At 40.1% G+C, this 13,756-nt stretch carries 15 protein-coding genes and 1 pseudogene; all 16 read left to right on the forward strand.

The features are described 5' to 3' along the window. Window positions 1–2 precede the first annotated feature (2 nt). The 16 genes and pseudogenes from MUB18_RS09655 (at window position 3) to MUB18_RS09730 (ending at window position 13,665) form a co-directional block, all read left to right on the forward strand. Window positions 3–485, forward strand: a complete 483-nt coding sequence (locus MUB18_RS09655; RefSeq protein WP_248755747.1) for a hypothetical protein — start codon at window positions 3–5, stop codon at window positions 483–485. Further along, on the forward strand, window positions 475–1,470 hold the full coding sequence (locus MUB18_RS09660) for an ABC transporter substrate-binding protein (RefSeq protein WP_248755748.1): 996 nt from the start codon (window positions 475–477) through the stop codon (window positions 1,468–1,470). The genes MUB18_RS09655 and MUB18_RS09660 overlap by 11 nt, the downstream gene beginning before the upstream one ends. A gap of 2 nt (window positions 1,471–1,472) precedes the next feature. Continuing rightward, window positions 1,473–2,483 carry a FecCD family ABC transporter permease gene (locus tag MUB18_RS09665; RefSeq protein WP_248755749.1) on the forward strand — a complete coding sequence of 337 codons (1,011 nt, stop codon included), beginning with the start codon at window positions 1,473–1,475 and terminating at the stop codon, window positions 2,481–2,483. Beyond that, entirely contained in the window at window positions 2,480–3,259 is a 780-nt protein-coding gene (locus MUB18_RS09670) for an ABC transporter ATP-binding protein (protein ID WP_045755025.1), read from the forward strand. The genes MUB18_RS09665 and MUB18_RS09670 overlap by 4 nt, the downstream gene beginning before the upstream one ends. Next, entirely contained in the window at window positions 3,259–3,843 is a 585-nt protein-coding gene (locus MUB18_RS09675) for a GNAT family N-acetyltransferase (protein ID WP_248755750.1), read from the forward strand. Before MUB18_RS09670 ends, MUB18_RS09675 begins: the two co-directional genes overlap by 1 nt. A 45-nt stretch (window positions 3,844–3,888) precedes the next feature. After that, window positions 3,889–6,327 (forward strand): TonB-dependent receptor, encoded by a 2,439-nt coding sequence (locus tag MUB18_RS09680; RefSeq protein WP_248755751.1) that lies wholly within the window; start codon window positions 3,889–3,891, stop codon window positions 6,325–6,327. Between the two features lie 113 nt (window positions 6,328–6,440). Then, window positions 6,441–6,836, forward strand: coding sequence for a hypothetical protein (locus MUB18_RS09685; RefSeq protein WP_045755023.1), 396 nt, complete (start codon window positions 6,441–6,443; stop codon window positions 6,834–6,836). Between the two features lie 172 nt (window positions 6,837–7,008). Further along, window positions 7,009–7,311 (forward strand): urease subunit gamma, encoded by a 303-nt coding sequence (gene ureA / locus MUB18_RS09690; RefSeq protein ID WP_021192450.1) that lies wholly within the window; start codon window positions 7,009–7,011, stop codon window positions 7,309–7,311. Window positions 7,312–7,332: 21 nt separating this feature from the next. Next, window positions 7,333–7,638: pseudogene (gene ureB, locus MUB18_RS09695) on the forward strand (urease subunit beta); the annotation flags it as partial. A gap of 65 nt (window positions 7,639–7,703) precedes the next feature. Next, the gene (gene ureC, locus MUB18_RS09700; RefSeq protein WP_094771386.1) at window positions 7,704–9,425 is read left to right on the forward strand and encodes an urease subunit alpha; all 1,722 of its coding nucleotides are present in this window, start codon (window positions 7,704–7,706) and stop codon (window positions 9,423–9,425) included. Window positions 9,426–9,486: 61 nt separating this feature from the next. Beyond that, complete coding sequence (locus MUB18_RS09705) at window positions 9,487–10,077, forward strand: hypothetical protein (RefSeq protein WP_248755753.1); 591 nt, start codon at window positions 9,487–9,489, stop codon at window positions 10,075–10,077. A 2-nt stretch (window positions 10,078–10,079) separates the two neighbouring features. After that, window positions 10,080–10,577 carry an urease accessory protein UreE gene (locus MUB18_RS09710; RefSeq protein WP_248755754.1) on the forward strand — a complete coding sequence of 166 codons (498 nt, stop codon included), beginning with the start codon at window positions 10,080–10,082 and terminating at the stop codon, window positions 10,575–10,577. A gap of 5 nt (window positions 10,578–10,582) precedes the next feature. Continuing rightward, a complete protein-coding gene (locus tag MUB18_RS09715; protein WP_248755755.1) occupies window positions 10,583–11,272 on the forward strand; it encodes an urease accessory protein UreF in 690 nt (229 codons plus the stop codon). Between the two features lie 14 nt (window positions 11,273–11,286). Beyond that, complete coding sequence (gene ureG, locus MUB18_RS09720) at window positions 11,287–11,925, forward strand: urease accessory protein UreG (RefSeq protein ID WP_045755017.1); 639 nt, start codon at window positions 11,287–11,289, stop codon at window positions 11,923–11,925. Between the two features lies 1 nt (window position 11,926). Beyond that, a complete protein-coding gene (locus MUB18_RS09725) occupies window positions 11,927–12,718 on the forward strand; it encodes an urease accessory protein UreD (RefSeq protein ID WP_248755756.1) in 792 nt (263 codons plus the stop codon). Between the two features lie 50 nt (window positions 12,719–12,768). Continuing rightward, the gene (locus MUB18_RS09730) at window positions 12,769–13,665 is read left to right on the forward strand and encodes an urea transporter (RefSeq protein WP_248755757.1); all 897 of its coding nucleotides are present in this window, start codon (window positions 12,769–12,771) and stop codon (window positions 13,663–13,665) included. Window positions 13,666–13,756 lie beyond the last annotated feature (91 nt).

Here is a 13,756-nt window from a genome sequence, read left to right on the forward strand (position 1 = left end):
CTATGCAAGCAGAGTCTGTATATATTGATGCTGTACTGCCACAGGGAGAGTTTGTTCAGGTTACTGAAGCGCTGCTTCAGCTGGAATGGTTTGAAGTGAATAAAAAAAGATTGACCAGGACAACAACTACTGGGCAAACTATAGTGATGGAATTAGGGAAAGGTAACGAATGGTGTTTTGGAGATGGTCTTTTCCATGACGGTAAATTGATTGCTACTATTGCGATCAAACCAACGTTGACCATTTGTTTTAATCCTGTCAATGCTGTGCAGGCAGCGGACTTTTCTTATTATTTAGGGAATAGGCATTTACCATTGTTTATGGATCCCGAAAGAGAGATGTACCGTGTTCCTTATGATGGTCGTTTATATGAACAGCTGCTGGCAAAATTTCAATCTCAGGTACAGTTGGAAGATGGGGTGTTACTGTCAGAAAATCTCGTTAGGCAGTTGATAAAAAAATCAAGAAATGAAAATGAGTTATAAATTATTTTGCCTAGTAATCCTGTTATCAATAGTGACTATTGGTGGGTGTCGTCATGCTACTAAAAATGATCTATCGAAACCGATTAGTGCTACAGATAGTCGTGGAAAAGTAGTCAAGTTACCGGAGGTGGCGAAAAGGGTAGTGGTTTTATTTCCATCTTTACTTGATGAGGTGTATATGCTTCAAGCCGGTGATCAGGTTGTTGGTATTCCACAGCAGGTATATCAAATGGAAGATACTTATACCTTTTTATCAAAACTTGATCCGAGGATAGCCGCTAAAACATTGCCAACACCAACTTATGGGGGGCAGTCCAGTAATGTAGAGCGTATTATTGCTTTACAACCTGATCTGGTGATTACTTTCAATACCGATCAGGATCATATTCAACAATTAGAAGATCTTGATATCCCTGTTTTTACCTGTTCTTCTGCAGATGATAAAAGTATCATGGCTGAATTGCTTGGTATGGGAAAGCTTCTTGGAAAAGAAGAAAGAGCACAGGAAATCGTTGATTATGTTGATGCTGAACTCGATCGCATGCAGGTTCCATCGATTGAGAATGCGAAGTCCGTTTACTATGCTTGGTCAAAAGGTCGTGTGATGTCCACTTCTGGGAAAGGAAGTCTGATTGATATGGCAATCCGCCTTTCTGGGGCTGAAAATGCGTGTCTTTTACCGATGGAAGCGCCAAATATCAGTGCAGAAACGATGTATAAATGGAATCCTGATCTCATTATCTTGTGGAACTCTAAATTGTCAGATGTTTATGATCTGAAAGAGTTAGCAGATCTTCCTGCCGTGAAAAACAAACAGGTTTTCGTCATGTCACCATCGTTTCCTTTTGATCCACATACCGTTAAGTTTTTATTGTTTTCGAAACAAGTGCGTCATTGGAGCTTTCCAAGTTATTCGGAAGGTCAATTGAACACAGAAATGCAGGAAGCTTTTGAAGTCATGTACGGTAAAAAGGGTTTACTATAATCATGAAAAATATAAAAATCATCGTCCTGTTGATCCTATTTCCACTGCTGCTTTTTGTGCTGTCGCTTACCATTGGCTCTACACAACATATCGGTTTGGTCGAATTGGTCCAACGGATGTGTGTGCAATTGGGGTTGATACAAGATCAACATCTACTTGCAGATCGAAGTCTGAATACCATCTTATGGCAGGTGAGATTACCGAGAGTGCTGTTGACTTTTATGGTTGGTGCAGCTTTGGCTTCGTCAGGAGGAGTTCTACAAGCTATTTTCCGTAATCCAATTGTCGATCCGTTTACATTAGGTATTTCTTCGGGATCTGCTTTTGGAGCAGCACTCGCTATGTTGTTCCCGATTATGTCTGTTAATCTCTCCGCCTTTATTTTTGGGGTTTGTGCAGTGGGGCTGACTTATTTGGTTTCGTACTCTGGAGCAAGGACTTCCATTGTAGGGATGGTATTGGCAGGGTTGGTGATTTCGGGTGTTTTCACAGCTCTTTTAACCTTACTACAGTATTTAAGTGATCCATATAAACTGCAAGCTATTGTCCAGTGGACAATGGGTAACTTACATACGGCTTCTTGGTCTAAGGTATATCACGCTATCGGACCAATTTCAGTTGGTTTATTTGTGATCGTACTCTATCGATGGAAGTTAAATCTTTTGTCTCTAGGCGATCAGGAAGCTTTAGCTATCGGTGTCAATCCTAGAGTGATCAAATTGATTTTGATCGGAGTAGCCACCATGATAACAGCATCTGCAGTAGCTGCAGTAGGGGTGATCAGTCTTTTTGGGTTGATTGTTCCACATATCAGCCGTATGATATTTGGCCCTAATAACAATATTTCGGTATGGGCTAATATCAGTATCGGTGGTAGTTTTCTACTCTTAATTGATGATTTTTCTCGTGCTGTCATGCCATTTGAGATTCCGATCGGTGTGTTTACCATGATCGTTGGAGCGCCCTTATTTATTTATTTGATGCGTCGAAACGCGATGAACTGGAACTCATGATACCTACGATTGCTACACAACAATTATCTTTCTCATATGGCAACGACGTCATATTGCGTGATGTAAATATCTCTTTTCCAAAGGGAAAATTATCGATCATACTGGGTCGAAATGGCAGTGGGAAATCGACCTTGTTTAATGTGATTGCGGGGTTGGAAAAACAATACAGCGGTCAGGTATTTATAGGTGATGTGGAACGGAAAAAGATCAAGGTCGGTAACAATGATCAGTTGCGCTTGGGTTTTCTCAATCAATTTCATCAAATGACTTTTCCTTATCAAGTGTTTGATGTGATCTTGACAGGAAGGGCTTCTTTTTCGCGGTTCTCACCAAGTCAAGAAGATCGTGAAGCGGTACATGCGATTTTAAAAAAGTTTGATCTGGAGCATTTGAAAGATAAACCGTATACCGAACTGTCTGGTGGAGAACGGCAGCTGATCTTGTTGTGCCGTGTGTTGGTGCAGCAACCTGACGTGCTGATGTTGGATGAACCTACCAATCACTTGGATCTCAACTATCAAATGGCGGTTTTACGAACAGCTAGGGAGCTTGTTAAAGAAGGTACAACAGTTTTATGCATTATGCACGATCCTAATCTAGCTTTTATGTTCGGTGATCAATTTTACCTCATGCGTGATCAAACTGTTCTTGATATTAACGGTCTGGAACGAGAAGAAGTGAAAAATTTGTTGGAAGAAACATATGAATTGCCTTTGTTGAGTTTAGAAAAACAAGGGAAATGGATTTTTGTTCCAATGCTTAATGAAAATCAATAATGAAAAATATTTCAATATATCATGTTGGATCCGAACATGTCGCGGAGGTACTACCCTATGTTCTGAATTTCAGAAGAAAACTATTTCCGATGTTGGATCCGAATCAGGTGCCAAAAGACCTAGCGGTATTTGAATATGTTTACTTACAGAACAGCGCCGGAACTTTTTTACAGGCAAGAACAGAGGATGGTAGATTAATCGGCGTGATCGGTATGCTCAATTACGATTACCGTTTTCCACACGTGGATATTGATGCGAGAAAAACGGTTGAAGTAGCCCGTTTATTTGTAGATCCTCACTATCGTAGGACTGGACTGGGGACAGCGTTGTTTCAAAGCTTACTCGTGGTAGCAAGGGAAAAACAGATCGAAAGACTTTATTTACATACCCATCCATTTTTGGAAGGTGCATATGAATTTTGGGTGCGGCAGGGTTTCCGACTGATAGAGTATTGTGATGAATCCGGATTTCCCACTATGCACATGGAGCTGATGGTGAGTGGATTGAAAGATCTTAACGCGTCGGATGAGGATTTGAAACTCGGAAGCATGCCATCAATAGAAGTTTGTAAGCTCGTGAAATAAGGACGATGTGTAGTATAAAAACAAATAATAGATAATTATCTCCCAATGAAATATAATATAATGACCTTGGCTTTTTCAATGGCTACAGGTGCTCTTTTCCCAATGGTTTTGCATGCGCAAAATAGTACTCAACTATTTGGCAAAACATATGATGAGGCAGGAGCTCTTGTCTCTGGAATAACATTGACTGTTAACGGTTCAAAGCAGGTGACAACTTCCAACGAGTCAGGGGAATTTACTTTTGGCGAAGCGATCACTTTTCCAGTCATCATCCATGCTTCTGCAATTGGTTATGTGGATCAAAAAATAACACTTTCTGCGAGTAACTGGAATGTAAAAAAAGGTCTATCTCTTGTCTTGATTAAAGATAATAAAACTTTGGATGAGGTGTTGATTACCGGGAGACGTAACAAATCATATCTCACCAATGATCTGGAATTGGGGGGTAAGTTTTCTGGGAAATTAAAGAATCTACCACAATCTGTTTCTGTTTTAAGTCGAGCGTTTATTGAAGATAAACAGGCTTTTACGACAGGTGCATTGTTTCAAGATCTGGCAGGGGTGACCGAAGCATCTTCTTATGATGACGTGGTTATCCGTGGTTTTAAAAGTGGATATGAAACCGGTGTGCGTTTGGTTAATGGTCTGCGTTCGGGATATGGTTATGGTAACAGTTACTACAATACACCATTGACATTGAACCTGGAAAGTCTCGAAGTCTTGAAAGGTCCGGGAGCTTCTTTGTTTGGTGATGTAGTACCAGGTGGTACGATTAATATGACCACAAAGAAACCTTTGGACACTTTTAAGGGGAATATCGGTTTTGCATCTGGAAGTTTTCAGACGATGCGTACAACACTGGATCTGGGAGGGCCTTTGGATAGTGCTAAGCGTATTTTATACCGTTTCAATGCGGGTTATGAGGACACGAAAACTTTTCGTGATGTCAATCGTCAAAAAAGAATTTTAGTCGCACCATCTTTTACTTTTAAACCAGTAGCTGGTACACAGGTGGACGTTGATGTGGTTTATAATCAATTTAATGGTTATCTCGATCGGGGTATGGGAATTAAAGCAAATGATTTTTATGCTTTACCACGTTCATTTACATTAAGTCAACCTTCGGATTTTTATAATGCGAAGACATTTTCACTGAGCGGTAGGTTGTCGCAAAAGATTACGGAGAATTTAAGCTTACACTTGAGCTATATGAAATCGGTGTATGAAGAAGATGTTAATGAACATCGGACCTTGAATACATTTGCTGATGCTCCTAAAAATACAATCATGAATATGCGTTTTTTTGATCGTCATGGTAAAGATTATACGGATAATGTCGTTGGTTATTTTAAATGGGACCATTATGGTGCTGTGGTAGATCATCACATCGTAGTGGGAGTTGATTTTGCGGAGTACAGAGGTGATCAGGAAAATCAGTTGCGGGAAGCTAGACAAAAGACGGTGAACGGACAGGTTGTACCTCTGACATTTGATTTAAACAATCCAACTTATACGACACATGATCTAACTTCTTACGTCTGGCGAGAGCATGTAGCTTATCCATTTTTAAGTCCTTATAAAACTACAGGAAAATACATACAAGATCAGATGTCGATTGCTGATAAACTTAAAGTTATCGTAGGATTACGTCACGAGCATTATGCTTCCGAGACTATCGACGGGCAGAAGCGCTTCCATGCGACACAAAATGTCTGGTTGCCACGTGCGGGATTAACGTACGAACTGAATAAGCAGATCAACTATTTTGCGAGCTATTCTCAGGGTTTCGTCCCAGTGGGTGCCAGTTATATCCAGAATTATCAGGATTATGGTGCAGATAAACCTTTTGTTCCAGAACGTAGTTTTCAATTGGAAACTGGCTTTAAAACTGGTTTTTTTAAAGACCAGCTGCAGATGGATCTTTCTCTATTCCGTATAGAACGTCAAAATATGATGATCGCAACGGGTGTGATATTAGATTCTGGATTTTCTGAATATCGTCAATCTGGAAAAGCAATTTCTGAGGGTGTTGAACTGGATCTTCGTGGTCAATTGACCAAAGAATTTCAGATTATGGCAAACTACACTTATAATCATACTGATGTGAAGGCATCATCGATCGCTTCTGAGGTTTGGGAATCATTACCGGGAGCTCCTGAAAATATGGCAAGTGCTTGGTTAAAATATGTGTTTTCACAACATGCTTTGAAAGGCCTTGGTTTTGGTGCAGGGGCGTATTATGTGGATAGTCGTCGCATGGATAATAGTATCGGTAAAGATAGTGATGGTCAAGCGATGTGGGGTTACTGGCCTTCTTATACTACCGTAAATGCTGCGGTATATTACCATATCGGTGCATTGAAGATGGCTGTTAATGTCAATAATGTGTTTGATAAGTATTACTTTTTGGGTGGCTTTGATTATACACGTGCATTTCCTGGAGCACCGCGCAACGTGATGGTTTCGTTAGGTTATGCTTTTTAATAAAAAAACAGTTAAATCGTAGTTTAATACATAATATAGACTATTTTATTCAAGATTTGTGCTATTTAAAACTTGTTTTAGTTGGTACTTTTGTCTTGGTAATTAATTTAAAAATGAAAGCAATGTTTCGGAATGTATGGATACTTTTTGTGATGCTGTTCGCTTTGGCTACTGTCAATGGGAATACGCGATTGCATCTAGATGTCGATCAGTACAAACAGCTGGAGTTTTTATCAACACCTAATACTTCAATTCAGCTACCTGAAATCAGTTCCAATAGCCATCATATCGCATTATTTTCAGGTATGCTTGAAGCATGGGAGTGTAGTGATGCGCAAGAGCTCAAGGAAGTTGACCAATTGCTTTATTTTACCATCATTCCTATCTGGCTATCGGCAATGGGAGTCAGGTATGACAAAAAACAGGATTTCAGTTTCCCGACTGAACACATAGGTGTCATCCTCAATCCGAGATACATATTGTTCAAGTGTATCAAAATACCCATCTAATTTATTATCATTTTTTTCTTTTGCTAGGAGTCATGGAGGCTGATTAGGTCTTGTCATGTACTGTCTGGCGCTATCTGCACGTTTTTTTGCTCTAAACATCAAATCAGGATGTTGTGGATCAATGATATATATTTTAATTTTTACATATAAGTTAATATAAAACAGTAATTAAATGCATTTATTACCTAGAGAGACGGAGAAGCTGTTGCTTCATGTAGCTGGTGAACTCGCAAAAAAGCGTATGGCCAGAGGTGTCAAATTAAATTATCCAGAATCTATTGCGTATATCAGCAGTGAACTTATGGAGGGTGCACGTGATGGTCGAACTGTTGCAGAACTGATGCAATATGGAGCCACTTTGTTGACTCGTGAAGATGTGATGCAGGGTGTTCCTGAGATGATCCACGATATACAGATCGAGGCAACTTTTCCTGACGGAACCAAATTGGTGACCGTACATAATCCTATTCGTTAATTTAATAAGAACATTGAAAGTATGATTCCTGGAGAATATTTCATTACAGATGGTGATATCATCTGTAATGAAGGTAGAGAAGTAACAACGTTGACAGTTGTCAATACGGGAGATAGACCGATTCAGGTGGGCTCTCATTATCATTTTTTTGAGGTCAATAAAATGATGGAATTTGATCGTTCGCTAGCGTTTGGAAAGCGATTGAATATTATCGCGAGTACTGCTGTTCGTTTCGAACCAGGGGAATCCAAAATTGTAGAATTGGTTCCTTATGCTGGTGCAAAAAGAGTATATGGTCACAACGATCTGGTGAATGGCGATACGGAAACAGAAGTAGGGAAAATGAATGCTTTGAAAAAAGCAGATGCAAATGGCTTTAAAAATAAAAAATCATGAGCTTAAAAGTTAGTAGATTAAATTATGCGGCGATATTTGGTCCAACAGGAGGAGATAAAGTTCGCTTAGGAGACACAGAAATCATCATTGAGGTCGAGAAAGATTATGCATACTATGGTGATGAGGCAAAGTTTGGGGGCGGTAAAACTATTCGTGATGGTATGTGTCAATCTTCGGTGCATACGCGTGATGAAGGTACATTGGATTTAGTGATTACAGATGCGATTATCATTGACCACTGGGGTATTGTAAAAGGTGATATCGGGATCAAAGACGGAAAAATCGTTGGTGTAGGTCGTGCTGGTAATCCGGATACGATGGATAATATCACACCAAATATGATTATTGGTGCTTCGACTGAAGTGCATGGTGGTGCTGGATATATTGTCACTCCAGGTGGTATCGATACACATATTCACTATATCAGTCCTACCCAAACAGAAACAGCTTTATACAGTGGTATTACGACTATGATCGGTGGTGGTACTGGCCCTGCTGATGGTACGAATGCGACAACGGTAACACCAGGTAAATGGAATATCCGGAAGATGATGCAAGCAGTGGAGGCTTTACCGATGAACTTTGGTTTCTTCGGTAAAGGTAATGTGGGTACAGAACAACCGATCGTCGAGCAGATCGAAGCGGGTGTACTGGGAGTGAAAATTCATGAGGATTGGGGCGCTACTCCTGCTACTATTGACCGTGCGCTTTCTGTAGCCGATAAATATGATGTGCAGGTAGCGATTCATACCGATACGTTGAATGAAGCTGGATTTTTAGAAGATACGATGGCAGCGATCAATGGTCGTGTCATCCATACTTTTCATACGGAAGGTGCTGGTGGTGGTCACGCACCGGATATCATTAAATCGGCGATGTACCCGAACGTATTGCCTGCGTCTACAAACCCGACTCGTCCGTTTACGAAAAATACGATTGACGAACATCTGGATATGTTGATGGTCTGTCACCATTTAAGTAAAGATATTCCTGAAGATGTTGCTTTTGCAGATTCTCGTATTCGTCCTGAAACGATTGCTGCGGAAGATATTTTACAAGATAGAGGTGTTTTCAGTATCATGAGTTCTGATTCTCAAGCCATGGGACGTGTAGGTGAGGTGATTCTCAGAACATGGCAGACTGCTGATAAGATGAAAAAACAGACTGGTGCACTTCCAGAAGATGAGGGTACCGGAAATGATAATTTCAGAGTTAGACGTTATGTGGCTAAATATACGATCAATCCTGCCATTGCACATGGTATCTCTAAATACGTGGGTTCAATCGAACAGGGTAAAATAGCGGATATGGTGATCTGGCGCCCAGCTTTGTTTGGGGCTAAACCTGAAATGATCATTAAGGGCGGAATGATTATCGCTTCGAAAATGGGAGATGCTAATGCTTCTATTCCTACTCCTCAGCCCATCATTTTGCGCACGATGTATGGTGGTTATGGTAAAGCATTGACGGAGACTTGTTTCAACTTTGTTTCTAAAATTTCAATTGAAAAAGGAATTAAGGAGGAGTATGGACTAAATAAAACATTACTACCTGTGGAAAACTGTCGGAATATCTCCAAAAAAGATATGATCCACAATGATGCTACTCCAGAAATCATCGTGAATCCAGAAAACTATGAAGTGAGTGTCGATGGTGAGGTGATCAAATGTGAACCGATTGATCAGGTTGCTTTGGGACAATTGTATTTCTTGTTTTAACATGATCGCTAATTTTTATGGTGTGACACTAGGTCACACCATAAATTGTGAATAAATAATAATGAAAAATTTGAAACTATTATTAGCAAGCTGTTTAGCAATAGCATGCTTTTCGATACCATCTGCCTACGCACAAAAAGGTGGTGTTATGCTTTATGGTTCATTCAACTACCATGAAACTGAAGCAGGTCATCAGCTCAGTGCGGCACCACTGGGGATCGGTTATTTTTTTAATGATAATATGAATGTGGGGCTGAACTATGGTTTCAGTACTTCGAAAAATAAGGCATTGGATTTTACTGATCATTTTCATGAGGTCGGGCCATTTTACAGCAATACTTGGCCTCTAGGTAAATATTTTAATTTAATCGGTCAGGTTGAGGCTCATTATATATGGGGAAATGAGCATGTTGTCAATGCTGCAGATGTGATGACTGACGGTAGCTATAACGGCTATTTGCTAAGAGCTTATCCTTTGGTGGGTATTAGCTTGGGTAAAGGTTGGGCATTAAAAGCAAAGGTTGCAGAGCTTTCTTATAATAAAAAACACAGTAAAGATGCTTCTATCGCAAATGATCATGAAATTATCACTGGCATCAATGGTTCTACGGTTGGTCTTGGGATATCAAAAAATCTATTTATTAAGGGATAATAATGATTATTACAGAAATCACAAGAAATATCAAAAACGAGGTGGTCAATAAGCGTTGTGATCTGCTCATGATTGAATGGTACGAATCTACCAAACGTATTCAACGTTTGCGTACGGAGGAGGGTATGGATATCGCCTTTAAATTATTGGGAAACACTTCGCAATTGCATGATGGAGATATTCTGTACGAGGATGCTGACAAAATTGTTGTCATCGCCATCCGTGCTTGTGATGTGATCTGTATACAAATGTTGAATTTTTTGGAGATTGCTTTTATAAGTTGTGAAATCGGAAACAAGCATTTGCCCTTATTTGTGAAGGGCAACGAATTACTGATTCCTTTTGAGCGAACGATGAAAAGCTGGCTGGATAAGCAAGGTATTTCTTATACACTTGCTTCTCGCCAATTACTGCGTCAGTTGAATGCTCATGTCGATGCAAATTATCATCGTCGGCTCAAATCTTCAACAAAGGGGATCCCTTTATTTATTAAAGCATAAAAAATATGGAAAATAAATTTCTAGGTAAGCTTCTTCATTTGTCAGATCCCACGTTACCGATTGGTGGATTTACCCATTCTAATGGATTGGAAACCTATGTGCAAAAGGAGATCGTGCATAATAAAGCTACCGCGGAGTCGTACGTGAGACACAATTTGTGGTATAACTTGAAGTATAATGATGCGGCTTTGATGCGCCTTGCTTATGATGCTACCCGCAATCTTGATATCGATCTGTTGCGGTCTTTGGATGAGGAGTGTACGGCATTGAAGAGTCCGAAGGAAATCCGTGAAGCGAGTAAGAAATTGGGTGTGCGCTTGTATAAGATTTTTTCACGATATAAGCAGCAACCGATATTGATTTCTTGGGGTGAATTGATTAAACAGAAGAAAGTGGATAGTCATTACTGTTTGGTGTATGGTATGTTGGCAGCTTTACTTGACATCCCAATCCGGGAAGCCTTGCATGGCTACTATTATAATGCCGCCATAACGATGGTGACCAATGCTGTAAAATTGGTGCCTCTTGGACAGTTGGATGGTCAGGATATTTTGTTTTATCTGCACGATGATCTGATGACTTTATGTGATGAAACGCTGGAAGTGGATCGTGATCTGATCGGTCTTTGTAATGTTGGATTTGATATCCGCTGTATGCAGCATGAACGGTTGTATACACGGGTTTACATTTCTTAATTAAATATGAACAAATGGAAAATAGAAAATATGTTAAGATAGGTGTGGGTGGTCCAGTTGGATCTGGAAAAACAGCACTGTTGGAGTGTTTATGTAAACGTTTGAAACATGAATTGAATCTAGCGGTTATTACCAATGATATCTATACGAAGGAGGATGCCGAATACATGGCTAAAAACAGCACGTTGTCTCCTGATCGTATTATTGGAGTAGAGACGGGTGGTTGTCCGCATACAGCTATCCGTGAGGATGCGAGCATGAATCTGGAGGCTGTGGAAGAACTTGCTGAGCGCTTTCCAGATCTTGAATTGATCTTGATCGAGAGTGGCGGTGATAATTTGACCTCAACTTATAGTCCTGATCTTGCGGATATCACCATTTTTGTGATCGATGTGGGTGAGGGAGAAAAGATGCCCCGTAAAGGTGGACCGGCGATTACCCGTTCAGATTTATTGCTGATCAATAAAATGGATTTGGCTCCTTATGTTGGTGCTAGTCTGGAGGTGATGGAGCATGATGCTCGTAAGATGCGAAAGGGGGCTCCCTTTTTATTTTCGAATTTGAAAACAGGAACGGGATTGGATGAAATCATTGGATGGATCAAAAAATATGCATTGCTGCATGATGTAGCTGAACCTAATTTATTGCGTTAATATGATCTGTTCTTTAAATATCAACGTTGCCCATCGTGAAGGAAAGTCTTATCTCAAGGATGCTTATGTCACACAGCCTTTTCGTATCGTTCCGGTAGGACAATACAGGAGGGATAAAGGGGCATACTTGATGATTATGAGCTCATCACCGGGGTTACTGGATGGTGATGATCATCGGATCCAAATTACGATAGATCCTGGTGCTAAATTGCAATTGCAGACCCAAGCGTATCAGCGTCTTTTTCATATGAAAGGTAAATCGGTACAAAAAACAGAAGTGACGCTCGGCGAAGGTGCGGTGTTTTCTTTTGTTCCGCACCCTATTGTTCCTCAAAATTCTTCTCATTTTTTCAGCCATAATATTATCCACATGCAAAAGAACTGTCACCTCATCTTGAGTGATATCGTGACTTGTGGACGGAAACTGTCGGGAGAGGTTTTTGAGTATAATCATTTTCAGAATCTGACTCAATGTTATGTAGATGGCCGACTGATATTGAAAGATAATGTGCTGCTGCAACCCGACAAAATGCCGATACAGGATATTGGGATATTGGAGGGTTTTACCCATCAGGGAGCATTTATTTATCTCAATACTGCTGGGAAAGCTGTTGGGGACTGGATCGAAAAATTCCATCAGCAGTATGAGCATCTTACGGATATCGAATTTGGAATCAGTGCGCTACAGCAGGATGGGTTTATGATCCGAATATTGGGTTATGGTGCCGAGCAGTTGTTTACTATTTTTCAGGAGATCCAGCAGGAACTGTGGGATGCTGAACTCCTTATTTAATTATTTCAATGGGGCTATATTTTAGTCTTATCTTATCAATTTATCTCAAAATGAGGGATCAAGTTTTAGCTTATATAAAAGCTTTTTTTAGAGGTTTCGGACAGATCATGTTGCAGGCTAATGCTTGGACAGGCATATTATTTATCGGTGCTATTTTATATGACTCGACTTTGATGGGTACGGCTGGTATATTGGCCAATATTGTCGGATTCGCAACAGCGAAAATCTTAAAATACGATGAAGAGCATATCAATAATGGATTATTTGGTTTTAATGCTTCTTTGTTTGGTGTTGCCCTGGTTTTCTATTTTGAAGCGAATATCTGGATCTGGATGACATTGATTCTTGGTTCCATGTTGACCACTCTGATGATGGGTTTTGCGCTCAAAAGAAATTTACCTGCTTTTACTTTTCCTTTCATAGCTGTTACCTGGATTTCACTGTATATTCTGAGTATCCCACAGCTTGCAATGCCTACTGTATCGCAACATTTTGTTGATATCCAAGAAATGGATGATTTCTTGATCGAGGGACATGCTTTTGGACAAGTGATCTTTCAAGGAAGCCTGATTGCGGGATTGATCTTTTTCCTTGGGGTATTTATGAGCAATCCGATGGCTGCACTTTATGCTTTCGCAGCGGTGATCATCAGCATTTACCTATCTCATTATGGTCATGAATCGGAAACGATGATCAGCAACGGAACGTTTAGTTTCAATGCTGTACTCTGTGGTATTGCTTTAAGTGGTACTCGTGTACGGGATGGATTATATGTTCTTATTGCTGTCGTGATTGCTACTTATTGTGATCATGTGCTTGTGCACTACGGTTGGACGACATTGACTTTTCCGTTTGTAGTGGCTATGTGGGCTATGGAACCTGTTAAACGTCTGGATAAATGGATTGTGGGGCGGTTTGAAGAAACGTTTAAAAGCAGATTATCATAAAAATAACAAATGCTAGCTACTATATAAGCTGATCAATGGTGGATTCGCCATTGGTCAGTTTGTACGGGTATAAAACAGATCAATGTTCATA

The organism is Sphingobacterium sp. PCS056 (assembly GCF_023273895.1).
Lineage (GTDB): Bacteria > Bacteroidota > Bacteroidia > Sphingobacteriales > Sphingobacteriaceae > Sphingobacterium.

Excerpts from the sequence above, each read along its gene's own strand:
- MUB18_RS09710 (WP_248755754.1), top strand. The coding sequence starts at position 10,080 with ATGATTATTACAGAAATCACAAGAAATATCAAAAACGAGGTGGTCAAT.
- ureA (WP_021192450.1), top strand. The coding sequence starts at position 7,009 with ATGCATTTATTACCTAGAGAGACGGAGAAGCTGTTGCTTCATGTAGCT.
- ureC (WP_094771386.1), top strand. The coding sequence starts at position 7,704 with ATGAGCTTAAAAGTTAGTAGATTAAATTATGCGGCGATATTTGGTCCA.
- MUB18_RS09685 (WP_045755023.1), top strand. The coding sequence starts at position 6,441 with ATGAAAGCAATGTTTCGGAATGTATGGATACTTTTTGTGATGCTGTTC.
- MUB18_RS09660 (WP_248755748.1), top strand. The coding sequence starts at position 475 with ATGAGTTATAAATTATTTTGCCTAGTAATCCTGTTATCAATAGTGACT.
- ureG (WP_045755017.1), top strand. The coding sequence starts at position 11,287 with ATGGAAAATAGAAAATATGTTAAGATAGGTGTGGGTGGTCCAGTTGGA.
- MUB18_RS09715 (WP_248755755.1), top strand. The coding sequence starts at position 10,583 with ATGGAAAATAAATTTCTAGGTAAGCTTCTTCATTTGTCAGATCCCACG.
- MUB18_RS09725 (WP_248755756.1), top strand. The coding sequence starts at position 11,927 with ATGATCTGTTCTTTAAATATCAACGTTGCCCATCGTGAAGGAAAGTCT.
- MUB18_RS09670 (WP_045755025.1), top strand. The coding sequence starts at position 2,480 with ATGATACCTACGATTGCTACACAACAATTATCTTTCTCATATGGCAAC.
- MUB18_RS09675 (WP_248755750.1), top strand. The coding sequence starts at position 3,259 with ATGAAAAATATTTCAATATATCATGTTGGATCCGAACATGTCGCGGAG.
- MUB18_RS09665 (WP_248755749.1), top strand. The coding sequence starts at position 1,473 with ATGAAAAATATAAAAATCATCGTCCTGTTGATCCTATTTCCACTGCTG.
- MUB18_RS09655 (WP_248755747.1), top strand. The coding sequence starts at position 3 with ATGCAAGCAGAGTCTGTATATATTGATGCTGTACTGCCACAGGGAGAG.
- MUB18_RS09730 (WP_248755757.1), top strand. The coding sequence starts at position 12,769 with ATGAGGGATCAAGTTTTAGCTTATATAAAAGCTTTTTTTAGAGGTTTC.
- MUB18_RS09705 (WP_248755753.1), top strand. The coding sequence starts at position 9,487 with ATGAAAAATTTGAAACTATTATTAGCAAGCTGTTTAGCAATAGCATGC.
- MUB18_RS09680 (WP_248755751.1), top strand. The coding sequence starts at position 3,889 with ATGAAATATAATATAATGACCTTGGCTTTTTCAATGGCTACAGGTGCT.